The organism is Larkinella rosea (assembly GCF_003858635.1).
Taxonomy (GTDB): Bacteria; Bacteroidota; Bacteroidia; order Cytophagales; family Spirosomataceae; genus Larkinella; species Larkinella rosea.
Window position 1 is genome coordinate 564,728 of record NZ_RQJO01000007.1, and the last position, 22,928, is coordinate 587,655.

At 51.5% G+C, this 22,928-nt stretch carries 16 protein-coding genes; 4 read left to right on the top strand and 12 right to left on the bottom strand.

Annotated elements, in window-relative coordinates:
• Window positions 1-2 precede the first annotated feature (2 nt).
• Window positions 3-713, bottom strand: a complete 711-nt coding sequence (locus EHT25_RS02640) for a LytR/AlgR family response regulator transcription factor (RefSeq protein WP_124870238.1) — start codon at window positions 711-713, stop codon at window positions 3-5.
• Window positions 710-1,747: a sensor histidine kinase gene (locus EHT25_RS02645; RefSeq protein ID WP_124870242.1), complete on the bottom strand. Its 1,038-nt coding sequence runs from the start codon at window positions 1,745-1,747 to the stop codon at window positions 710-712. Before EHT25_RS02645 ends, EHT25_RS02640 begins: the two co-directional genes overlap by 4 nt.
• Window positions 1,748-2,001: 254 nt before the next feature.
• Between EHT25_RS02645 and EHT25_RS02650 the strand changes: the two genes are divergently transcribed.
• Entirely contained in the window at window positions 2,002-4,446 is a 2,445-nt protein-coding gene (locus EHT25_RS02650) for a TonB-dependent receptor (RefSeq protein ID WP_124870246.1), read from the top strand.
• 105 nt (window positions 4,447-4,551) lie between these two features.
• Here EHT25_RS02650 and EHT25_RS02655 read toward each other — a convergent pair whose 3' ends face one another.
• A complete protein-coding gene (locus EHT25_RS02655) occupies window positions 4,552-6,174 on the bottom strand; it encodes an ABC-F family ATP-binding cassette domain-containing protein (protein WP_124870249.1) in 1,623 nt (540 codons plus the stop codon).
• 204 nt (window positions 6,175-6,378) lie between these two features.
• Window positions 6,379-7,131: a head GIN domain-containing protein gene (locus EHT25_RS02660; RefSeq protein WP_124870252.1), complete on the bottom strand. Its 753-nt coding sequence runs from the start codon at window positions 7,129-7,131 to the stop codon at window positions 6,379-6,381.
• Between the two features lie 184 nt (window positions 7,132-7,315).
• Here EHT25_RS02660 and EHT25_RS02665 point away from each other — a divergent pair, with 184 nt between their 5' ends.
• Window positions 7,316-8,407 carry a glycoside hydrolase family 130 protein gene (locus tag EHT25_RS02665; protein WP_124870256.1) on the top strand — a complete coding sequence of 364 codons (1,092 nt, stop codon included), beginning with the start codon at window positions 7,316-7,318 and terminating at the stop codon, window positions 8,405-8,407.
• A gap of 340 nt (window positions 8,408-8,747) precedes the next feature.
• Here the strand turns inward: EHT25_RS02665 and EHT25_RS02670 are convergent, their stop codons facing one another.
• The 3 genes from EHT25_RS02670 to EHT25_RS02680 all read right to left on the bottom strand — a co-directional run bounded on the left by EHT25_RS02670 (window position 8,748) and on the right by EHT25_RS02680 (window position 14,581).
• A complete protein-coding gene (locus tag EHT25_RS02670; protein WP_229311411.1) occupies window positions 8,748-10,253 on the bottom strand; it encodes an ATP-binding cassette domain-containing protein in 1,506 nt (501 codons plus the stop codon).
• A gap of 166 nt (window positions 10,254-10,419) precedes the next feature.
• Window positions 10,420-11,130, bottom strand: a complete 711-nt coding sequence (locus EHT25_RS02675; RefSeq protein ID WP_124870261.1) for a hypothetical protein — start codon at window positions 11,128-11,130, stop codon at window positions 10,420-10,422.
• Between the two features lie 91 nt (window positions 11,131-11,221).
• The gene (locus tag EHT25_RS02680) at window positions 11,222-14,581 is read right to left on the bottom strand and encodes a DEAD/DEAH box helicase (RefSeq protein ID WP_124870264.1); all 3,360 of its coding nucleotides are present in this window, start codon (window positions 14,579-14,581) and stop codon (window positions 11,222-11,224) included.
• Between the two features lie 159 nt (window positions 14,582-14,740).
• Between EHT25_RS02680 and EHT25_RS02685 the strand changes: the two genes are divergently transcribed.
• The gene (locus tag EHT25_RS02685) at window positions 14,741-16,711 is read left to right on the top strand and encodes a glycoside hydrolase family 127 protein (protein ID WP_124870267.1); all 1,971 of its coding nucleotides are present in this window, start codon (window positions 14,741-14,743) and stop codon (window positions 16,709-16,711) included.
• 3 nt (window positions 16,712-16,714) lie between these two features.
• Here EHT25_RS02685 and EHT25_RS02690 read toward each other — a convergent pair whose 3' ends face one another.
• From EHT25_RS02690 to EHT25_RS02710, 5 genes are all read right to left on the bottom strand, one after another.
• Window positions 16,715-18,013 (bottom strand): sensor histidine kinase, encoded by a 1,299-nt coding sequence (locus EHT25_RS02690; protein WP_124870270.1) that lies wholly within the window; start codon window positions 18,011-18,013, stop codon window positions 16,715-16,717.
• Complete coding sequence (locus tag EHT25_RS02695) at window positions 18,010-18,681, bottom strand: response regulator transcription factor (RefSeq protein ID WP_124870273.1); 672 nt, start codon at window positions 18,679-18,681, stop codon at window positions 18,010-18,012. Before EHT25_RS02695 ends, EHT25_RS02690 begins: the two co-directional genes overlap by 4 nt.
• 59 nt (window positions 18,682-18,740) lie before the next feature.
• Window positions 18,741-19,592: a hypothetical protein gene (locus tag EHT25_RS02700; protein ID WP_124870276.1), complete on the bottom strand. Its 852-nt coding sequence runs from the start codon at window positions 19,590-19,592 to the stop codon at window positions 18,741-18,743.
• A 107-nt stretch (window positions 19,593-19,699) separates the two neighbouring features.
• Window positions 19,700-20,611, bottom strand: coding sequence for an NAD(P)/FAD-dependent oxidoreductase (locus EHT25_RS02705; RefSeq protein ID WP_124870280.1), 912 nt, complete (start codon window positions 20,609-20,611; stop codon window positions 19,700-19,702).
• A 174-nt stretch (window positions 20,612-20,785) separates the two neighbouring features.
• Window positions 20,786-22,000 (bottom strand): GTP-binding protein, encoded by a 1,215-nt coding sequence (locus tag EHT25_RS02710; protein ID WP_124870284.1) that lies wholly within the window; start codon window positions 21,998-22,000, stop codon window positions 20,786-20,788.
• A 275-nt stretch (window positions 22,001-22,275) separates the two neighbouring features.
• Between EHT25_RS02710 and EHT25_RS02715 the strand changes: the two genes are divergently transcribed.
• Entirely contained in the window at window positions 22,276-22,890 is a 615-nt protein-coding gene (locus EHT25_RS02715) for an HAD family hydrolase (protein WP_124870287.1), read from the top strand.
• The last annotated feature ends 38 nt before the right edge of the window (window positions 22,891-22,928 follow it).

The window sequence follows — 22,928 nt, forward strand, 5'->3', positions numbered from 1 at the left end:
TGTTACAATCCCAACGCCTTCAAAAAGCCCTCGCGGTAATTACTGCCGATCGGTATTTCCGTCGTACCGATGAAAACCCGATTGCCTTCGATGTGGTTGATTCTGGATTTGTTGACGATAAACGATCGGTGGATGCGCAGGAAAACTGATTTGGGAAGCAGTTCTTCAAAACTGGAAAACGTCATGCCGGGCAGGAGGGTGTTCTGGGTGGTTACAATTTTGGTGTAATTGCCACTGGCTTCGGCGAAAAGCAGGTCGGAATGCTGAATTTTAAAAATTTTTCCGTCGGTTTTGATGAATAAAAAATCTTCCGGATTTGATTCAGTAACTGGATAAAGACGGATTGGGGACGGTTTTAGTCGATCCAGTGCTTTGTCGACGGCAATGATAAACCGTTCGAGCGAAAAAGGTTTTACTAAGTAATCGATTGCGGATAATTCAAAGGCATCGAGTGCGTATTCTTTGTACGCCGTTGTGAAAATAACCTGTGGTTTAGGGTTAACTGTTTTTAAAAATGAAATACCGTTTAAAACCGGCATATTGATGTCCAGAAAAAGAATATCGATCCGGCTTTTTTGAAACTCGGCTTTGGCTTCGAGCGCATTTCCACAGGAGGCCACCACGTTTAGGTCCGGCAAATGTCCGCAATAGGTTTGGATAATTTCCCGGGCAATAGGTTCATCATCCACTATCAGGCAATTGTATTGGTTCATTTTACTTTGAGTTGAAGCATGACCTTGTATTCCTGTTCGTGATCCTGAATGTTTAAATCGTGGGCGTTTGGGTATAAAAGATCCAGTCTTTTTTTTACATTTTCCAAACCAAAACCGCTGTTGTTTTCCAGCTTATTCGTTTCATCGTTTTCGCTCCCGCGTGAATTTTTTACCGAAAACAGGATGAAATTTCCCCAGGTCCTCAAGCTAATGTCGATCAGGATACGATGCTCAAGGCTGTTTTTGGCGTGCTTAAAGGCATTTTCAATAAATACAATCAACAACATCGGCGCAATCCGGATGTTGGTATGACTTAGATCCTCAATGGAGGTTGTCAAAAATAACCGGTTGCCAATCCGTATTTTCTCAAAGTCGATGTAATTGTGAATATACGCCAGTTCGTCTTTTAAAGGAACAAATAATTCCTTGGCGTCATAGACCGAATATCGCAATAAATCAGAAAGTTTCAGTAATAAGATCGGGATTTTATCGTGTTGCGTGATCGATATTCCGTATAGGTTATTGAGGGTGTTAAACAAAAAATGAGGGCTCAACTGGGATTGCAGTAAATGCAGTTCGCTCTGACTTTGTACGGCCTGGGCTTTCGCTTCCTGCACCTGATTTGCGACAGATAAACGTCCCAATTTAATCAACATGCCGATGGCTACGCTGACAATAAATAGCGGAAGATAAAAGAGCAATAGATTGAGGAAAATCCGGCTTTCCTGAAGCGGAAAATCGGCATGGAAAAAGATCCAGATAATGCAAAGGATACTGACAGCCGATAAAACCGCGAATAGCCAGCCCGGAATGTTTTTTGACACCCACAATTGAGCAATATACCGGCCAATATAAACTCCTCCTAAAAAGAAAACAGTGGCAGCAAGGGCCGCTTCTTCATCGTCTTTTGAAACAATGGTTTTGGTGTACAAGGCCGAAGCGAGGTAGATCGGTAGTGCGGCCAATAGACCGATGAGAAGGTGTTTGGTCGTGCCGGATAAGCCATCCCAACCGGTTTTCTGATCCTTTTTCATACTGCTTTATTCCGTCGTGTATCGATTCAACTGACAAAACTGAGCAATCAAAACCACATCGCCACACGACGCGGACGAATACCCCAAAACCACTGACGGAAAACCGCTCAGCCGTTACGAACTCGTTTGACCGCCCGAAACGTCATTCTGTCACCCAAATCGCCGGGTACGACCTGATTTGTTGCCAGCTCTTTCTTACAAATCCACATTTGTGCATAAAGTATTGAAAAGGTCGTTGACAACCGCTGAAAATCATGAAATCATTTTTTGGTATTGCCTTGCTGGCGGTGTTTCATGCCCCGGTTTTCGCCCAGACACTTCACAAAACCATTACCGGAGTGGTGAAAGACAGTCAGAACGAAACCATTCCGGGCGCTACGGTTACCTTATTGAAATCGACAGATTCTACGCTCATTGCGGGGGAACAGACCAACGGCAATGGGAAATTTGAATTGAAAAATCTGGGTGACAATTCCTATATTCTCCGGGTGTCGAGTGTCGGATGCGTTCCTTATGTGAGCGCGAAACTGACCATCGATGATCAACATCCGCTTATTTCCTTACCAGTGATTATTCTAAGCCCTTCAAAAACAACGCTTAAGGAAGTTGTTGTAGTGGCCAAAAAACCGTTGCTGGAGCAGGATATCGACAAAACCATCGTAAATGTGGACGCCATGTTGGGGAGCGCGGGCAGCAATACACTGGAAGTGCTGGAAAAAACGCCGGGTGTTACCGTTGACATCAACGGCGAGATCAGTTTGAACGGGAAAGGTGGGGTGCTGGTGCTGATCGATGGTCGGCCCACATATCTGTCGGGTCAGGACCTGGCGGCTTACCTGAAATCGTTGCCCGGTGGCTCGCTCGACAAATTGGAATTGATGACCAATCCACCGGCCCGCTACGACGCGGCTGGTACGTCGATTATCAACATTCGGCTGAAAAAGAACCGGATACAAGGCTTTACCGGGGATGTTTCCGTGAGTTATAACCAGGGCGTTACTGCGCGAAGCAATGACGTTGTTAACGTAAATTACAACCGTAGAAAAGTGAATCTTTTCGGGAGCTTTGGTTATAATAAAGATGCAAATTATTCGAATGATACGTATAACCGGACGTTTTATACTGAAAATCAGGCAATAAATTCGTCGGTTTTTTTGGATAATCGGTATCGAAATAACAACCATGGCCTCCTGACCCGATTGGGAATGGATTATGCGGTTTCCCCCAAAACAACCTACGGTTTTGTGATTAACTTACAGAGCAGGCCCCGCACCGATAAACTGGATTACCTGAGCCGGAATTTTAATAAAGGGTATGCATTGGATTCGATTGGCAGGGGCCAAACCGTTGGCGATTACACCTGGAAAAGCGCGGGCGCCAATTTTAATTACCTCCACAAGTTCAATCCTACGGGTCGGGAATTAACGGCCGATCTGAATTACATCAATTACCGCTCAGACGGAAGCCAGACGTTACTGAATCGCATTACGTTACCAGATGGTGCATTGGTTAGACGGACCGATTTCTTGTACAGTATCCCGTCTGATATTTCCATTTACAGCGCAAAAGCAGATTACGTTCATCCATTTAAAAACAAGGCGAGTCTGGAAGCCGGGTTTAAATCCAGTCTGGTTAATACGGATAACAAGGCTGATTATTTCACCCTAAACGGGTCTGTCCAGCTCCCGGATTTTGGCAAATCCAACCATTTCATTTACCGGGAGAACATCAATGCTGCCTATGTCAACTCCCGGAAGCAATGGAAGCGGTTGGGAGCCCAACTTGGTTTGCGTCTGGAAAATACGTTGGCGGATGGCCATCAATTGGGAAATTCGGAGGTGAAAGCAACCTCGTTTACCAGAAAGTATACGCGTTTCTTTCCGTCAGCTTTTGTGAATTATAAACTGGATAGCTCGGGAAATAATACGTTGACAATCAGCGTTGCCCGACGCATCAACCGACCCAATTACCAATTGCTAAATCCCTTTTTATTTTTCCGGGATACCTATTCGTACACTTCGGGAAATCCGCTGCTGAAACCGCAATTTCACGTTCAGTATGAGCTAAAATACCAGTATAAAAATCAATTGGGGCTGGCCTTGCAATACAACCGGTTTACTGATGTGATCTTCCAGACTACGCAGGCTGTGGGCAATCTTTTTATCACCAGTCCGAACAACGTTGCCCGCGGTTATATTCTGGCGCTTGCAACCAATCTGTCTCTTGCACCGGCCAGGTGGTGGCGGTTAAATGCCAACATAACACTGGCGAAACTGGGCCTGATGGGGATGGCTTATTCAGAAAAATTAAACCCGAGTATTGTCCATTCCCGACTCAACGTAATGAACCAATTTACTTTTGCCCGAAAATGGAATGGCGAATTATCCGGCTATTTCGCTACGAAAGATCTCGCTGGGCAGACAATTACGAACCCACGGTATCGAATCAATGCGGGAATTCAAAAGAAGGTGTTAAACGACAAAGGAACCGTTCGTTTTACGATTGAAGATGCATTTCACTCCTGGAAACCGACCGATAAAACCGTCAGTCTGAACCGGGCGGATGCTTTTCATACCAACGTGACGGACAGCCGCCGGATTGGCGTGGCTTTCACCTACCGGTTTGGCAAAGAAACGTTCGCCCGCAAACGTCGCCATTCCGACAACGCAGCCGATGCGGAGAAGGGGAGAGTGGATTGAGGCATGCGGTTTTCGGTATACGGTTTTCAGTTTACGGTGACTAACGCGTTCTTTCCATCATTCTGAATAGCGTGCGCCAGCCACCGTAAATCGTATACCGAAAACTTATTTATAAAGTCCCGCCCGCTGGGCTTTCACTTTGTCATCGGTCAGGTACTCATCGTAGGTCATCAACTTGTCGAGGTGGCCGTACGGAGCGATTTCGATGATGCGGTTGGCGATGGTTTCGCCGAACTGGTGGTCATGCGACGTAAACAAAACCGGGCCTTTGAAATCGATCAGGCCGTTGTTGAGGGCCGTAATGGATTCCAGGTCGAGGTGGTTGGTCGGTTCGTCCAGCGTCAGGAGGTTGGCGCCCGAAAGCATCACTTTGGAAAGCATGCAGCGGACTTTTTCACCCCCGGACAAAACCGTCGATTTTTTCAGGGATTCTTCCCCCGAGAACAACATCCGGCCCAGAAAACCACGGATGAAACTCTCGTCCTTTTCGGTGGAAAACTGGCGCAGCCAGTCGACCAGGTTCAGGTCATTCTGGAAAAATTTGTCGCGTCCCGTGTCGTTGGGGAAGTAAGAGGGCGTAATCGTAACACCCCACTTGAACTCACCCGAATCGGCTTTGCGTTCGCCCGCCAGAATGTCGAACAGGGCCGTAACGGCCAGACCGTCGCGGCTGAAGAAGAAAATCTTATCGCTTTTGCGCATCGAAAACGACAGATTCGTAAACAATCGGGCACCGTCATCGCTCGTATACGTCAGGTTTTCAACCGTCAGAATCTGGTCGCCCGGCTCACGTTCCGGTTTGAAATTGATGTACGGATATTTCCGTGAGGAAGGCGCAATGTCGTCGAGGGTGAGCTTCTCGAGCAATTTGGCCCGGCTGGTGGCTTGTTTCGATTTGGAGGCATTGGCCGAAAACCGCCGGATAAACTCTTCCAGTTCCTTGCGTTTGTCTTCCGTCCGCTTGTTCTGATCCTGCCGTTGTTTCAGGGCAAGCTGGCTCGATTCATACCAGAACGTGTAGTTTCCGGCAAATAACCGGACTTTCGAAAAGTCGATATCGACCACCTGCGTACAAACCTGATCAAGAAAGTGACGGTCGTGGGAAACCACGATCACGGTATTCTTGAAATTGGCCAGGAAGTTTTCCAGCCAAAGGCTCGATTCCACGTCGAGGTTGTTGGTCGGTTCATCCAGCAGCAGAATGTCCGGATTGCCAAAAAGCGCCTGGGCCAGCAAGACCCGCACTTTTTCGGACCCGTTCAGGTCCGCCATCTGGCTGTAATGCAAATCTTCCTTGATGCCCAAACCACTGAGTAAGGTTGCGGCATCCGATTCCGCATCCCAGCCGTTCATTTCGGCAAATTCGGCTTCCAGATTGGCCGCCCGCTCACCATCTGCATCCGTAAAGTCGGTTTTGGCGTAGAGTTCGTCCTTCTCCTGCATGATGTCATACAGGCGTTTGTTGCCCATAATGACGGTCTGCAAAACCGGAAACTCATCGTAGGCAAACTGGTTTTGGCTCAGAACCGACAGCCGTTCGCCCGGCGTGATGATGACCGAGCCCGTCTGGGCTTCAATTTCGCCCGACAGAATTTTCAAAAACGTTGATTTTCCCGCCCCATTGGCTCCTATTACGCCGTAACAGTTGCCTGCGGTAAACTTTATATTGACGTCGTCGAATAAAACCCGCTTACCGTAGCGAAGGGAGACGTTCTGAACTGAAATCATTCGAGTGCTTTCCTGATTGAAATGAAGGTGCAAAGGTACGGAAATTTGGCTTTTTTTGCCACTTTAAAAATGAAAACCCTGACAGCGGCCTTCAGGCCCTGTCAGGGTTTGTACACATTCCCCTCATTAATGAAGCAGACGGAAACAACTTACGCTATTACTTGCGATAACGTTGAAAACCGCTGACCGGGTCTTCGACCGCTGTCAGGGTTCATTTCGCTCAATTTTGCTGCCTCCCGATGCACGCTGGTTGACCTGGGTCGGATTGCCCTTGTAATTGATCTTGCTGGCACCGCTGGCGTCGGCGGTCAGGGATTTCCGGGCGGTTATTTCGGCGTGGCTCGCACCCGATGCTTTTACATTGACGTCATTGGCCGCGTAGTCAAAGGCTTCGACATGAGCGCCACCGGAAACGTCGAGGGTGAGCTGGTTGATCAAACCGGCGATTGAATCGTCATTGGTAGTTGCTTTGGATTCAATCAGTTGCAGTTTTGATCCACCGGACACCACGGCGTTGGTATGGGTGGCAATCACGTCCCAGGTTCCGTGCGTGCCGCCGGACAGCTCAATGTTCAGATCGGACAGGTTGGTGAATCCTTTGACGCTGGCGTGAACTCCGCCCGAAAAATTAGCGGCCCGGAGTGTAGGCATTGTAATGGTAAAACCCGTGGTATACTTCCGGTTTTTGTGCGTGCGGTAACTGGCGGTAAGCGTGCCGTTACGGACGGCAACATCCAATTCATCGAGGTTGCGTTGATCCCCTTTGGCCATAATTTTGAAACCCGGTCCGGCTTCAACGGTGATGTCAAAACCGCTGCCCATTTCCAGCCGGTCGAATCCGGTGAGTAGGAACGCTTTCTCTCCCTCCTGAATCGGGCCGATGTCCTCCCGGTTACAACTGGTTAAAAAGGGCAGTACAGCCGTTAATGCGGCCAATAAAATCACAAAACGTTTCATCAGTTCTCGTTGTTTAATTCGCAGCAAAGGTGGGCCGGGTCCGGCGATTGATCAATGAAGAATCGTTTCAACTGGAGATTTTGGGTTCTGAAGCGTACAATAGTAGTTCTTAAAACAAATTCGCTTAAGTTGGTAGTAAATTGAAAATTGATTTATAGAAAGAATTTATATGACCCGGAAAACCATGTCGCGTCGCTACCTTCTACTGATTGCCGTCTTATTCTTCAGTTTTAATGCCGGGGCACAGTCGCCCTACAAACCGTGGATGATTGGCGAATTTTCCAAACAAAATGCCGCCAACCCGGTTTTGAACGCCAAAAACACGACGACATTCAACTGTCCGGTGCGGGGCGAATCGGTGCGCTGGGAAGAGAAAGACGTCTTTAATCCGGCGGTGGTGGTTCGCAACGGCAAAATTTGCCTCATCTACCGGGCGGAGGACACCGTTGGAAAACACGCCGGCACCTCGCGGCTCGGACTGGCTACCAGCACCGACGGGATTCACTTCAAGCGGTTACCTAAACCGGTTTTTTACCCCGACAACGACGCCATGAAAACGTATGAATGGGAGGGCGGTTGCGAAGATCCGCGGATTGTGGAAAGCCCGAATCGCGTGTATGTCATGACCTATACCTCCTACGACGGCGACAAAGCCCGCCTTTGTGTGGCAACTTCCAAAAATCTGGTGAACTGGCAGAAGCAGGGACTGGCGTTCGATGATTTAAAATACCGCAACGGATGGTCGAAATCGGGTTCGATTGTCTGCAAACGGGTTGGCAGCCGGATTGTGGCGCAAAAAATCAACGGGAAGTACTGGATGTATTGGGGTGATCAGCCGCAGCTTTACTGCGCGTCGTCGCCGGATCTGATTCACTGGACGCCCGTGGAAACCGCCGACGGCAAGCTGTTTGCCGCGGCCGAATACCGAAAGGGCAAACACGATTTCCGTTTACTGGAACCCGGCCCACCCGCTCTTTTAACCAGAAACGGGATTGTGCTGTTGTATAATGGGATGAACAACGGCAAGGATGGCGACCCGGATTTGCCGGACGGAACCTATGCAGCCGGTCAGTTGCTGTTCGACGCCAGCGACCCCACCAAATTGCTCGATCGATCAGAAACATATTTCATGAAACCGGATCAGCCGTACGAGATAGTCGGGCAGGTCAATAATGTTTGCTTTATCGAAGGGATGGTTCCATACAAAGGCAAGTGGTTTTTGTATTACGGAACTGCCGATTCCAAAATTGCGGTGGCCACAGCCCCTGCGAAGTAACTTGAGCCGGTTACCGGTTACAGCGGTCATCACGTAAATTCAAGACCCAAAGCGTTACGCTCTCTATCTGATTTTAAACCTTATCCAATGACTTTTCGAGGTGGGAGTGAAAATCCGGGTGATAGCTGCCAAAATGAATTTCCCGGGTGTTGGAAAAAAGATCGTGGCCGACAACTCCTCCCGGTCATTTTCGTCGTTCAGCAAATCCATCTGCCGATGCAGTGGCTCTTTAATTCGGCTAAAACAAGCGGTTTTCAAGTATTCTTTCCCGGCGTAATACCCCCACATGAAGTCTGAAATGGTATTCTCCGCTTAACTCTTTTGTGTTCCGCGAAACAACTTAGTACCTATTCTCAATCGTACCTTTCCCCGCATCCAGCCGCAAAACCTGCGTTACACAGGCCGGAATTTCTTCGGCATAGTGGGAAACATACAACAGCGTTCGCTCGGACGACTGACACAATTCATCGACCAGATCCCGAAAGCGGGCGATGTGGGGCGGGTCCAGATTCTGGCAGGGTTCATCCAGCACCAGTAGGGGCGGGTTTTTGGTCAATGCCCGGGCCAGCAGCACCCAGCGTTGTTCGCCCGTAGAAAGTTGCGCCAGGCGTTTGTCGCGGAGGTGCTGGATGCGCAGCAAATCCAGCATGAAATTCAGCTGGTCGGCTTGTTCCGTCGTCAGTTTCCGAAACAAACCTGCCGTATCGAACAGCCCGGACGCGACGACTTTCCACACCGGTTGCTCACGCGGGAAATACAGATGAAGTTCCGGCGACACAAAACCGATGTTGCGTTTGATGTCCCAGATGCTCTCGCCGGTTCCGCGTTTTCGGTCAAACAGCACGAAATCATTGCGGTAACTCTGCGGATTGTCCGCCGTAATCAAGCTCAGCAGGGTCGATTTGCCCGAACCGTTGGGTCCCAAAACCGCCCATTTTTCGCCCCGCCGAACCGCCCAGTCGATCGAATCGAGCACCACTTTTTCGCCGTAACTGACCGTCACATCCTGCATTCGAACCGCATATTCAAACGGAATGGCGGAGGTGTTCAGCCAGCGTTGGAGCAGGGTTGGGTCAGTCAGGGTTTCCGGCGCGGATTCGGGTCCGGAAGGCCTCTCGTCCCTGGCGCCCTGCCAGCTGATCTGTCCGTCGGTCAGTTCAACCACGTGCGTGATGCAATCCGGTAGTTCACGGGGCGTCGTCACCAGCACCAGTGTGGTATCTTCGGCTGCAATCCGGTTTAAAATGCCGTGGAGACGTTCGCGGCTGCTGGTGTCCAGACCGCCAAAGGGGTTATCGAGTAATAGGATTTTGGGTCGGCGCAGCAACGAACGCGCCAGCAGCGTCCGCCGGGTTTCGCCGTTGGAAAGTGAAGTAAGGTGGCGATCCAGCAAGTGCGTAATGTGCACCCAGCCCGCCACTTCGGCCAGCCATTCTTCCGAATAGGCCGGAGGAGGGAGGGAAACCGAATGCTCATTGACGGTTCCGGTGGGTTTGATCCGGTGCTGCAAAACTTCCCAAACCGTCGGGGATTCCCCGGCCGAATCGGCGTTGAACCGTTGCTGGTAATACCGGGCCGACGAAGCCACCTGACGATCAAACTGGTAGTCGTTGGCCACCTGCTCAACCATGTCGCGCAACACGCCGACGGGATGGGTATAGTGTCCGCCCGAAACCGGCAGCCGACCGCTTAAGGTATCGAGAAACGAGCTTTTTCCGGAACTGGTGGGTCCTAAAACCGCCCAGTGTTCACCCGTTTTCAGGGTCCAGTCAATGTGTTGGAGAACAAGGCCGGTGGGTCGGCGAACCGTGGCATTTTGTAAGGTAAGCAGGGGAACAATTGACATTTGCATGCGGTTTTGGTCCCCAAACTTACAAAGACTGGCACAATATGCGGTTTTCAGTTTACGGTTTTTGGTATTCGGTTTTCAGCGTGCAATCCAATTCATAAGGAGACCCCATAATCGGTTATACCGAAAACCGTAAACCGTATATCAAAAAACCGCACACCGTCTACACTTCCGCTTTTGCTGGCTTTTTCTTCTTTCGGGAACTCCGTTTGGCCGAAACCGCAGCCCGTTGCAGGCCCCGGGTCAGGGCAAAGGCTACCGGAACCGGCAGCGCCGACAGCAGAACTTCGTCGAATCGGCGGGCAATATCGGCAATGGTTTGGGCTTTATCCGTGCCGTTGATGATGCCGCGCGCTTTTTCGTATTCCGGCGGGAGGTTGTCTTTAATGAATTGACCGAGCCGTTTGCCGGTAAACCAGCCTTCCTTCATGCCCTGTACCGCAATCCGGTACGCCAGATCCGGTTTTTTAGCCAGATCCGGATGGGCAATCAGATCGACATGGAGAAACTGACTGGCCCGCGCGTAATTGGTGCGCCCGGTCAGCTGCACGTAGCCCCGGCCCTTGAAGCGGGCGCCGTCGCCGGGCTGCGTATTGCCCAGAACTTTCCCGACGGTGGTTCCCGGCCCGTAGAGTTTATTGAAACGGTCGTCGGTGCCAAATTCGTCGATGGGTTCCATTGTGTGGGCGGTTTCCCATTTGAAAGTGGCCAGGCAGTACGCCAACTGCCGACGGTCTTTCTCGGAATCGGTAAAGCGATCGTCCTGTTCAATCTGGTCGATCAGGAAGTCGATGGCATCGACCAGCGGCTGCGTTAATTTGCCGAAACGGGTGCGGTAAGCGTCGAAGAATTTTTTGCGATTGAAGGGTTGCATGAGTCAAAATCAATTGAGAGTGAGTCAAACGAATACCCCCCTAAGTTGACGCAAATTCAACGGATTACGGCAAGATTTTTATTTAACGGTTTTACTGCAAAAGTCGAAGTAAGTCGTTCTTAGTCAATGATTTCAACAGGGCCGTATCGGTTTTGACGAGATGATCGGCCAGTTCTTTTTTGGAATCCTGCAACGCCAGAATTTTCTCTTCAATCGTATCGGGACAAATCAGGCGCACCGCCACTACGTTTTTCTTCTGGCCAATGCGGTAACTCCGGTCGATGGCCTGGTTTTCCACCGCCGGATTCCACCACGGATCGACCAGATAGACGTAGTCTGCCTGCGTCAGATTCAGACCCGTACCACCGGCTTTCAGGCTGATTAAAAACACCCGAACCGAGCTGTCTTCCTGAAACCGATTCACGCTGGTGGCCCGATGCGTGGTTTGTCCAGTGAGGTATTCGAAGCGGATGTTCCTGAACTCCAGTTCTTTCCGGATCAGGTCGAGCATGGAAACGAACTGCGAAAAAACCAGGATTTTGTGCTGGGGCGATTTGCTTTCGATCTGTTCCACCAGCATCTCGATTTTCGCTGACGCATTGCCATAGAATTCGTCGTCGTTGAGCAAAACCGGGGAGTTGCAGATTTGCCGGAGCTTGGTAAGTCCCTGGAGTACGTGCAAACGGGACCGGGGAATGTCGCCTTCTTTCGTGCTCAGTAGAAAATTGCGAAATTCCTGTTCGTACGCGTCGTAAACTTTGCGCTGTTCCGGGCCCATTTCGCAATGAATGATCATCTCGGTTTTGTCGGGCAATTCGGTGGCTACCTGAGCCTTGGTCCGCCGTAACAGGAATGGCCTGATTTTCTGCTGGAGTTCGCGGGCGCGTTTCCGATCATCAAACTTGTCGATCGGTGTCGAATAATGCGCCCGGAAATGGTGGAAATTTCCCAGCAAACCGGGGCAGGCAAACGAGAGCTGACCGAACAAATCGAAGGTATTGTTTTCAATCGGCGTTCCCGTCAGCACCAGTTTGTTGCGCGACTGGAGCAGCCGGGCGGCATGATACCGCTGGGATTCCGGATTTTTAATGGCCTGCGATTCGTCCAGAATAATGTAGTTAAAGGTGCATTCTTTCAAAAAACGCACACTGGAAACCAGCGTACCGTATGACGTCAGGATGATGTCGAACGAATCGAGATCCGTTTCTTTCAGGATGCGATTGGCGCCGTGGAAGGTATACAACCGGAGCGTTGGCGCAAACTTCGCGACTTCGGCCTGCCAGTTGAACAATAGCGAGGTCGGCACGATAATCAGGTTGGCACCGGAGCGGTTTTTGGCTTTCTGAATCAATAGAAACGCGATGATCTGAAGCGTTTTGCCCAGCCCCATGTCATCGGCCAGGCAGCCGCCAAAACCGATTTCGTCCAGAAAATTGAGCCAGTTCAAACCCTCTTTCTGGTAGTCGCGCAGGGTCGCCCGTAACTCGGCCGGTATTTCCACCGGGCGGATGGATTGAAAATCAGCAAATTGAGTCGTTAGGGTCTGCAACTGGTTTTTCGCATCGGAGCTGAGCTGGCCTTCGTCGTACAATTCCTGCATTTGTGAAAAACCGATGCGGGGTGTTCGAATCCGCTCTTCTACAACCTCACCCGCCAGAAAATAGCCGGAAAACCGTTCCAGCCACTCGACGGGCAATACGCCCAGGGTGCCGTCGTCGAGCGGCACAAACCGGCTCTTGTTTTTTACGGCTTTGTGCAGGTGTTTCAGCGTGACTTTCTGCTTGCCGAACGACAGCCCGAGTTCCGTTTCGAACCAGTTCAAACCGCTGTTCACCACGACGGAAACCTTCGCTTTGTACGGATTCAGGCGGTTATTTTGCAGAGAATTAAAGCCCAGAATCCGAATGTCCTGATTGTGCCAGGCTTCAAACGCGTTCAAAAACCAATCTTCATCCAGCACGTGCTTCCGGTGTAAATAAAAATAGGTCTGGCCGAGCTGGTTCTGAAAATCAGGATGTTGAGCCGCCACGGCCATGGTGAACTGGATTTCGGCGGCATCGTCGCGGGCTACCGAAAACGGTTTTCCCCGGCTATCAGTCGAATAAATCGGTTTTTTGGACATCACCGGCACTTCCACTTTTCCGTATTTCATCACCGGCGTCAGAATGACGTAATCTTCGGACGCGCTCAGGTAAAGAAGCCGCTCGTATTGCTGATGAAAACCGCCCTCTTCGAGTTGCGCGGGCGTTGCCGGTTGCAGGTGTGCGTAGTCGATTCGGATCGTGTCCTCCAAGGGGGCTAAAACCGCCTGCCGGAAGTCTTCAAACTTCGACTCATGAATAACAATTTTATCGTTTTTCCGGCTGAAATAATCGATAACGCGCAGGGAATCAGGTTTGTTGATTAGATGTAACTCGTCGTTGAGGAAGATGAAATAATCGTATTTCAGAACGAGGTTGTGGATCGACTGCGGTTTTTCGATGGTTAGATGGCCTTCGAGCTCATAGAAATGATGAACCGGACGGACCAATAAATGCAGGTCGGTCGAGAGCGTTTTCACCGACACCGGCACAAGTGAATGGGACGTAATGTTTTCGGAAACGCGGGTGTCGTGGTAATAAAATGCCAGTTTGGCGGGATTTTCGACCACCAGCTGCAAATCTTTCAGATCGGTTTCTTCCTTTTTCGTTCGATGCGGATTCTGGAATTTCGCCAGTGCCGAATAAAACTTCAGTTCGCTCACTTGGTCCAGTTGGGTGAGCAATTCGAGTGGTTGCAGGGGCGTCAGCGGGCTCTTGATTTTGCCATCCCGGGCCGTTGGGGCCTCAAACAGTTCCAGTGAGAAATTGTCGTTGTACCGGTGTTTGGTAAAAACAACAATGCGTTTTTGCGGGGACGGTTGTCCATCCGAAACCGGAACTAGCGACCGGGGCTTCGCGATCAGTTGGGTAGTCAGGGCCTCTTTATCGCCTGAAGTCAACCGAAGCAGGCCGGGTTGTCTGGGCCGGATGGTGAACGACCGGGGCTCGTAGTCGACACGGAAATAATCGTCCAGACAAGGTTCATTTTCCAGACCGTAATCCCGCGCAACCGATTTGATCGCTTCCTGCCGGAGCTTGGGGTCGAAGAAAATCCGGAATTCTTTTCGTCGCATAATCGCCGACAACACCAGGGCCTGATGCTCGCACAAGCGGTTTTTGGGCGACAAACAGGGGCAGCTGATCCACAGACTCTGATCGGATTGTCTGACACTGACCGGCGGAAAATCCAGGTCGCGGGTTGCGCTCGAAAAAATGCCCTGATCGACGGCAATATCGAGCACGTGGATGTTCGAATAGCTGGCGGTTGGGTAGGCCGACGCGAAACTATGCTTTAACAGAAGCGCGTCGGTCAGGGTGGGAATTGTGATCATTTCCAGACAATACTCCTCAGGAGTAAGCGGATTCGGCATGGGCTTCGTGATGACTATTGCGTTGAAAATTCTCCCGCAATTTACGTCATAACCCTTGCTTACGCTACTCGGAGCGAAGCCGGATCGATTGAATTAAGGAGATAAGACGCTATTTTTGGAATGCATGTACCCATACTAAACCCCATTCGCAACCCACTGATGAACTTCCGATTTTTGGGCCTTGCTGCGGTAGCCGCAGGAGCGCTTTCACTTGACGTCGACGCGCAGATTCCGGTCAGGCGGTTTGAGCCGGTGAGCTTTTCTCAGGTCGATATTACCGACCACTTCTGGCGCCCGAAGCTCGATAAAGTGGCCACCACCACCTTGCAGGCCTGTATTTACCAGACCGAAGAAAAGACGGGGCGTATCCGGAATTTTGAAAAAGTAAAGCGCGGGCAACACGAGAAACACGAGGGCATTTACTACGACGACAGCGATGTGTACAAAGCGCTGGAAGCCATCGCGTATTCCCTCAAAAACCGCCCCGATGCCGAACTGGAAAAGAAGGCAGATGACTGGATTGATAAGATTGCAGCGGCCCAACAGCCTGATGGTTACCTGAATACGTATTATTCGCTGGTTGGTTTGGACAAACGCTGGACCGACATGGAGAAGCACGAAGATTACTGCGCCGGTCACCTCATCGAAGCGGCTGTGGCCTATTACAACACCACCGGGAAACGGAAATTACTGGACGTGGCCATCCGGTTTGCCGATCACATCGATGCGACATTTCGGCTCCCGAACCGCCCGTGGGTCAGCGGGCATCAGGAAATTGAACTGGCGCTGATGAAACTCTATCACCAGACAAAGAACGACCGGTATCTGAAACTGGCCGACTGGTTTCTGGACCAGCGCGGGCGGGGATTTGGCAAAGGAAAAATCTGGGATGACTGGAAGAATCCGGCGTATTGCCAGGATGCCGAGCCGGTGAAGGCCCAGAAGGAGATTACCGGACACGCGGTTCGGGCCATGTATCAGTATACCGGTGCGGCCGATGTGGCCGCCAGCACCGGCGACGCGGGATACATGACCGCCATGAAAACCGTTTGGGAAGACGTCGTTTACCGGAACATGTACATCACGGGCGGTATCGGATCGTCGGGGCAAAATGAAGGATTTTCCATCGATTACGACTTGCCGAACGAAACCGCCTACTGCGAAACCTGTGCGTCGGTCGGGATGGTGTTCTGGAATCAGCGTATGAACCTGCTTACGGGCGAGGCCAAGTACGTCGATGTGCTGGAGCGGAGTCTGTACAATGGCGCGCTGGACGGCCTGAGTTTGAGTGGCGACCGGTTTTTTTACGGTAATCCGCTGGCTTCCAGCGGGAAGAACGCCCGAAGCGAGTGGTTCGGAACCGCCTGCTGCCCATCGAATATTGCCCGGCTGGTGGCGTCGCTCGGGGATTATATTTACGGAAAAAACGACTCCGGCATCTGGGTGAATCTCTACATCGGAAGCAATACAACGCTGAAAATTGGCAAAACCGAGGTGCCGGTCAAACTGGAAACCAATTATCCCTGGGAAGGCAGCGTACGATTGACGGTGAATCCGGCCAAAAAAACACCTTATGCCCTTCATTTGCGGATACCGGGTTGGGTCAGTAATGTGCCGGTCCCCGGAGATTTATACCACTTTACGGAAGCCGGAAAAACCACCCCAATTTTGAAGCTAAACGGAAAACCGGTTGCGTACCGGGAAGAAAATGGATACGCAGTTCTGGCACGGACCTGGCAAAAAGGCGATGTGGTTGAATTGGAATTACCGATGGAAGTGAAACGGGTTGTCGCCAAAAAAGAACTGGTGGCGGCCAACGATCGGGTGGCTATTCAACGCGGACCGCTGGTCTACTGCGTGGAAGGTATTGACAATAACGGCCAGGCCTGGAATCTGTTAGTGCCTGATCAAACGATATTTACAACGCAATCGTATCAGGTGAGCACCGAACCGGTAGTAGCCGTTCAGGCCGATTTGCCGGTCATTGGACCGTCTGCCGATGGATCGAGTGTGGTGACGGAAAAGAAAAAAGTAACGGCCATTCCGTATTACGTCTGGGCCAATCGGGGCAAAAGCCCCATGCAGGTCTGGTTACCGACCAAAGCCAAACAGGTGAAGCTCGTCGATTAACGATCAGTAAACCGGGTCGGTGGGCAAAATCAGCTCACTGGTGAATGTACACGATTGCCAATTTAAATGGAGAGTTCCGCCCAGCAGACTAGTTAACCGGTGGGTGATCCAGAGGCCCAGTCCGTGGCCTTCCTTGAGCGGATCGGCGCGGAAGTACGGTTGTCGTAAGTCGATCGTTGGGCCACTTTCGTGCAGGGTACGGTTTTGAATCTGAATGATCCAGTTTTCCTCCTGGAGCAGTTTTACCGTAACTACGCTGCCGGAAACGGCGTATTTTACTGCATTTTCGATCAGATTCAGAAGAATGTGTTCCAGTTTGAGCGCGTCAGTTGTCAGGGGCGATTCGGAAAAAACCGCTCGCTCAAACGTGGTCGTAACGTTGTAATCGGTAGTGAGTGACGCGAGTTGCGCCAGGCATTTCGCAATCAGATCCGATAAAATGACCTGGCTTTTTTTCAACACCGGCGTCAGGTTGTCGGGTTGGCTCAGGGTCAGAAACTCGTTGATCAGTCGGGTCAGGCGGCTGACGTCTTCGAGTTGCCCCGTCAGAAATTGATGCGTTTGCGGGTCTGCCTGCCCCCGGTGGAGCGTCACTTCAAGACCGGTTTTCATGACCGTCAGTGGGGTGCGAAGTTCGTGCGCGGCTGCCCCGAAAAAATGCCGCTGGCCCTCGGCACTTTCCCGAATTCGCGCCAGCATGCGGTTCAGGGTTTCGGTCAGCCGATACAATTCATCCCGGGTTTTCGGTAAGGCAATTGGTTCTGCATGTTCGGCGGTTTTGATGGCTTCAGCTTGATTGACAATGTGTTGAATCGGTCGCAACAGCCAACCCGCTATGCCGTAACCCGCGCCAAAAGCCAACAACAAACTCAGCAGCCAGCTCAACCCGAATACGTTGCGCAGGTTCTCGATATCCGTGCGCAGACTTTTGTCGGGAACCGCCAGCGTGAGGCTCAGCTGTCCGCTGGGGTATTGCTCGGGCGACGACTGAACGGTGATCGACCGGTAGGAGGGCGTTTGGTTACCTTCCGGATTGGGAAAACCGGGGCTGCGGAAAAGCTCGCGCGTTTGACCGTAACTTTGGTAGGTTACAAGCATCCGCTCGGTTCCGTTGGGGAGCGGAATAATGATCGGATCGACGCTGACGAGGGTCAGCAACCAGCCCGCCCGTACCTGCGTGGCCCGGTCGAAGGCCTGCTGTAGACCGGTTTCGGCCCGCAGTAGCATCAGGTAGCCTGCCAACCCGCTCACGACGGCGAAAACCGCCAGCACCGCCAGCACGATGCGGCTCCGCAGACTCATTGGATTTTCAGCCGGTAGCCCCGACCGACCAGCGTTTCAATCAGCCCGGTTTGGCCGGTGGCATCCAGCTTTTTGCGCAGTTGGTAAATGTGGACTTCAATGACATTGCTGCCCATGTCGTAGTCGGCCGACCAGACTTTTTCCGCGATTTCATTTTTGGTAACCAGTTGTCCGGCCCGGCGCATCAACAGTTCGAGCAGGGCAAATTCGCGGTTGGTCAGGTTCAGTGTCGTTCCGCTTTTGATTATTTCGTGCGAAATCAGTTGCATTTCCAGATCGGCCACGCGCAACACCACACTGTCGCCGGTGGCGGTCCGGCGTTGCAGAATCCGGATTCTGGCCAGCAATTCGTCGAAATCGAAGGGTTTGCGAAGGTAATCCACCGCGCCCAGATCCAGCCCTTGCACCACCGTGGCCGGATCGCTCAGGGCCGAAAGAATCATGACCGGTACCGCCAGTCGAAAGGCCCGCAGGTTTTTCAGCACGTCGAAACCGGTTTGGCCCGGCAGCATCAGATCGAGCAGCACCAGGTCGTAAAGACCACCGGCGAGCTGGTCAAGCCCTTCGGAGCCGGAATGGGTCAGATCGGCGACGTGGCCGTGCTGTTCGAGGCCCTGTTTGATAAAACGGCCCAGTTTACGCTCGTCTTCGATCACTAGAATTTTCATACATTGATGACAAAACCGCTCCGGATCGGTCAAAATCCGGAGCGGTTGTTGGCAGGTGATTACCGGATCAGGTATTGCTGACCGTTGATAGTCAGAATCGTCGGACGCAAGATATTCACTTTTTCGAGTTGAACCTGCCCTTCCCGCAGGATTTTGGGATAGCCCTGCACGGTAATGGTGCTGCCTTTGGTCGCCAGATTTGTCAGCTGGTAGGCCACATGGGCCGGAATGCGGACAATTGTTTTGGCGTCACCGGAACCCGTAAGCGTAAATCCATTAACGCGACCCTCGCGATCGAGCTGATAATCGGCTATTTTCCCGGTCAGGGTCGAGGCCACCGGAGCGGATGGTGGTGTGGATGGCAGAATTGGCGGGGCATCCAGAATGGTTGTTTTGCCCGCTGTCAAGCTGGTCATCCGGAAAATAGTTTCACCGCCCCGTCCGGTATCTGAAATACCGCTCACGCTCACCGAATTGCCGGCTTTAACGGCCTGCTGAACCGATTGTCCGAGGTGAGCCGGAAACTTGACAAGGGTGGTTGACCCGGCAGCGGTTTTCAGCGTGAAACCATCCAGAATAAAATCGTCGTTGCCTTTTAACTCACCGACTGTTCCGGTCAGGGTCGTCAGGGCAGTTAAACCACCGCGATTGTGCGGGCCGCGTGGTTCGCGGGGGGGGCGCGGTTCCTGCAGCCCATCCCGCCGATCCGAAGAATGTCTGAAGTCACGGAACGGACCGCCGGGACGGTCACCCCGATGACCGCGGTCAGCCCGTAATTCGATAGGGGGAGCGGGTGCTGCCGCATCCGGGGCGCTGGCAGGAGGAGTCGGGGCGGTTTGGGCGTGAATCCGGGGCGTAATCAGGCTACCCATCAGCAACAGGCCGGTCATCAATTTTGCGTTGGTTTTCATTAGCAGTGTCATTTACTGTTGATTATGAAACAAAAGTAGAAACACGTTCTGAGCCCGGCCTGAAACTGAAATTAATTTTTCTTCATACGGATAGGAGCCGGTGTTGATCAGAATTCCTCGCTGAGTAGTTCCCGAAAAATCCCCAGAGCCGCTTTCATTCCGTTGGAGGCCGCAATCACCACCTGGCGCATCATCGTTTGCGTGTCCCCAGCCGCGTAAACGCCGTCGACGCTGGTTTTACCCAAGCCGTCGGTGATCACAAAGCCTTTTTCGTCCAGCTGGCAACCTAATTGCGCGGCCAGATCACCGGTCTGACTGAGTGTCGAGTGGCTGTATAGGGCATCGATGGGAACGGTTTGCTGGTCGGCAAGTTGCAACGCTTTCAGCTGCCCATGCTGGTGTTGAAGAGCCCGAATTGGTGTTTCAATCATCGGAATACCGTGTTGCCGCAATTTCGCGGTTTGTTCGTCCGTCAATGTAGATGGGCCATTGGTGTACAACGTCATACCCGGACTCCAGTGGTGAATGAGTTTGGTCATTTCAAAGCCGGTTTCTCCATTCGCTAAAACGCCCACCACCTTATCTTTTACTTCGTAACCGTGACAAAATGGGCAATGCAACACCGAAATGCCCCAGCATTCGGCAAAACCGGGCAGGGGCGGAAAACCGTCGGTCAGACCCGTTGCCAGGATGATGCGTTTGGCAAAGAAAGTCTCCCCAGCCTGCGTTGCTACGCGAAAACCGGTTTCATCACGCGACGCCGTTGTTGCCGTCGCCGTTAAAAACCGCACGGTAGGATACGCCAGCGCCTGTTCGCGGGCAATCGCCGACAGATTGGCGGGCGTTTCACCGTCACGGGTCAGGAAACTGTGGGAGTGGGGCGTTTGCCGGTTGGCGGGCTGGCCGCTGTCGAGCACCAGAACCGTTCGCAGGGCACGGCCCAGCAGCAGGGCCGCGCTAAGTCCGGCATAACTGCCGCCAATAATAATAACATCGTAAAAATTCTCAGAGGTTGCCATGCTAATCAGCGTTGTACAGTTAAATTCTTCTCATTCAAAAAGCGGTCGCTGCTTAAAAAGTTCCTAATTTTGCAACAACGTTGCAAAATTAAAATAGATAATGTTAAAGTTCAAAAAGCCGGTTCGCCGATTTAAAACCGACGAGAGAACAGGAAAATTGTTCCTGCCCGTAGCCTATTCCCAAACCGGAAATGGATCGTAAAACCGCCCACCACCGTTCAGGTGTTGCAGTTCCGGCTCCGTGCACAGGCATTCCCGTAATTCGCCGGTGATTATTTCCGGATTCAGATCCTGACCGATTACAACCAGTTCATTCTGCCGGTCGCCAAATCGGGGGTGCCAGCGCGCTTCAATGGAAGCCTGATTCTCAACAAAACCGGCGTAACCAATGCGTCTGCTAAATGGCATCGACGCCCACCAGACACCCGCCCGTTCAGCCCGCAAACTCCCTCCGGCCTGACTGAAATTCAGCGCATCGTTGGGGCGGGATGCGAGCCAGAACAGACCTTTACTTCGAATGATCGTTGCCGGAAAATTCTCACTCAGGTAGGTCCAGAACCGGGCCGGATGAAACGGTCGGCGGTCGCGGAAGACGAACGAGCCAATCCCGTACGTTTCCGTTTCGGGCGTGTGACCCAACCCGTTTTTATGATTTTGTAACTCCTGAATCCAGCCCGCCGATTGCGAAACTTCATCGAAATTGAAACGTTTGGTATTCAATATATGCACCGGATCGATCCGGCCAAACTGGCTTTCAAGCAAGATTGCTTTTGGGTTGAGTTTTTGCAGAATGGCCTTCAGTTCCCCCACCTGGTTGTGGCTCAGCTGATCGGTTTTGTTCAGAACCAGTACATTGGCAAATTCGATCTGATCGATCAGCAGGTTGACAATGGTACGCGAATCGGCCGCATCTTCGTTCAGTTTCCGACCATAAACGGTATCAATACTGCCAAAATCACGACCGAAATTCAGGCCGTCAACGACTGTTACCAATGTATCCAGCCGGGAAAATCGGGACAAGTCGATACCATCAGGCAAGTCGGACCGGAAGGTAAACGTTTGGGCGACCGGCAGTGGCTCCGAAATACCCGACGATTCGATGAGCAGGTAATCGAACCGGTTTTCGGTCGCCAGCCGTTCCACTTCCAGCATGAGATCTTCGCGCAGCGTGCAGCAAATACAGCCATTGGAAAGTTCGACCAGTTTTTCTTCTGTTCGGGATAACGTGTTTTCGGCGCGTACCCATTGGGCGTCGATGTTAACCTCACTCATGTCGTTGACAATGACGGCAACTTTTAACCCGGCTTTGTTGTGCAGGATATGGTTAAGCAATGTGGTTTTGCCGGCTCCCAGAAAACCGCTCAAAACCGTAACGGGAAGTTTTTTCATGCTGGTAAGAAGGAAAATTGTTCAGTAAGCGAAGCGGTGGGGGCGTTTGAAGTTGCCATAAGCGAGGGGTTATAGGGCGTTTATTGGGAGCAAAAGTAACTTGAAAATCAGTAAATGCAACAATGTTGCAAAAATAAAACTCGCTGTCATTTTTCTCAAAATTGAGCTGGTTTAGCTACCGGAAAGAGGTGCTGGCCGAAAGTACGGGAAGGTTAAACCACTATTTTTAAGTAACTCGGGCAGCAATTCACAACTCGCTAATTTTAGTTGATAGCATGATTACAACCATCATTTTTGATCTCGGTGCGGTTTTAATTGACTGGAGTCCCAACTATTTGTACAGTAAAGTCTTTCGGGAAGAAGAGATGCGGTTTTTTCTGGAAACCATCTGTACACCTGCCTGGAATGAAGAACAGGATGCCGGGCGACCTTTGCAGGAAGCGACGGATTTATTGGTGGCCCAATTTCCCGAGCACGAAGCCAATATCCGGCTGTTTTATGATCGCTGGTCGGAAATGCTGCAGGGCGAAATTCCCGGAATGATTGATCTGCTTCGGGTGATTAAAGCCAGCGGTAACTACAAGTTATACGCACTGACGAACTGGTCGGCCGAAACGTTTCCCATTGCGCAGGAGCGGTTTGAGTTTCTGGGCTGGTTCGATGGAATTGTCGTTTCCGGCGTTGAAAAAGACCGGAAACCGTTTCCTTCCTTTTACAACACCTTGTTGAATCGGTATGCCATAAAACCGGACGAAGCCCTGTTCATCGACGACAACCTGCGGAATATCAGGGCCGCCGAGCAACTGGGGATTAACGCCATTCATTTTACCCATGTCGATGCGTTAAAACCGCAGTTGATCGACTACGGTATTCCGGTTGGAACGGTTTAAAAAGGAGGCTTCCGGTGGGTAGATGTGCATGAGGCCAG

Bases quoted from the DNA above. Each gene is read 5' to 3' on its own strand.
- EHT25_RS02680 (WP_124870264.1), bottom strand. From the start codon at position 14,581: ATGCCGAATCCGCTTACTCCTGAGGAGTATTGTCTGGAAATGATCACA.
- EHT25_RS02690 (WP_124870270.1), bottom strand. From the start codon at position 18,013: ATGAGTCTGCGGAGCCGCATCGTGCTGGCGGTGCTGGCGGTTTTCGCC.
- EHT25_RS02640 (WP_124870238.1), bottom strand. From the start codon at position 713: ATGAACCAATACAATTGCCTGATAGTGGATGATGAACCTATTGCCCGG.
- EHT25_RS02660 (WP_124870252.1), bottom strand. From the start codon at position 7,131: ATGAAACGTTTTGTGATTTTATTGGCCGCATTAACGGCTGTACTGCCC.
- EHT25_RS02650 (WP_124870246.1), top strand. From the start codon at position 2,002: ATGAAATCATTTTTTGGTATTGCCTTGCTGGCGGTGTTTCATGCCCCG.
- EHT25_RS02670 (WP_229311411.1), bottom strand. From the start codon at position 10,253: ATGTCAATTGTTCCCCTGCTTACCTTACAAAATGCCACGGTTCGCCGA.
- EHT25_RS02715 (WP_124870287.1), top strand. From the start codon at position 22,276: ATGATTACAACCATCATTTTTGATCTCGGTGCGGTTTTAATTGACTGG.
- EHT25_RS02695 (WP_124870273.1), bottom strand. From the start codon at position 18,681: ATGAAAATTCTAGTGATCGAAGACGAGCGTAAACTGGGCCGTTTTATC.
- EHT25_RS02685 (WP_124870267.1), top strand. From the start codon at position 14,741: ATGAACTTCCGATTTTTGGGCCTTGCTGCGGTAGCCGCAGGAGCGCTT.
- EHT25_RS02675 (WP_124870261.1), bottom strand. From the start codon at position 11,130: ATGCAACCCTTCAATCGCAAAAAATTCTTCGACGCTTACCGCACCCGT.
- EHT25_RS02645 (WP_124870242.1), bottom strand. From the start codon at position 1,747: ATGAAAAAGGATCAGAAAACCGGTTGGGATGGCTTATCCGGCACGACC.
- EHT25_RS02665 (WP_124870256.1), top strand. From the start codon at position 7,316: ATGTCGCGTCGCTACCTTCTACTGATTGCCGTCTTATTCTTCAGTTTT.
- EHT25_RS02710 (WP_124870284.1), bottom strand. From the start codon at position 22,000: ATGAAAAAACTTCCCGTTACGGTTTTGAGCGGTTTTCTGGGAGCCGGC.
- EHT25_RS02705 (WP_124870280.1), bottom strand. From the start codon at position 20,611: ATGGCAACCTCTGAGAATTTTTACGATGTTATTATTATTGGCGGCAGT.
- EHT25_RS02655 (WP_124870249.1), bottom strand. From the start codon at position 6,174: ATGATTTCAGTTCAGAACGTCTCCCTTCGCTACGGTAAGCGGGTTTTA.
- EHT25_RS02700 (WP_124870276.1), bottom strand. From the start codon at position 19,592: ATGAAAACCAACGCAAAATTGATGACCGGCCTGTTGCTGATGGGTAGC.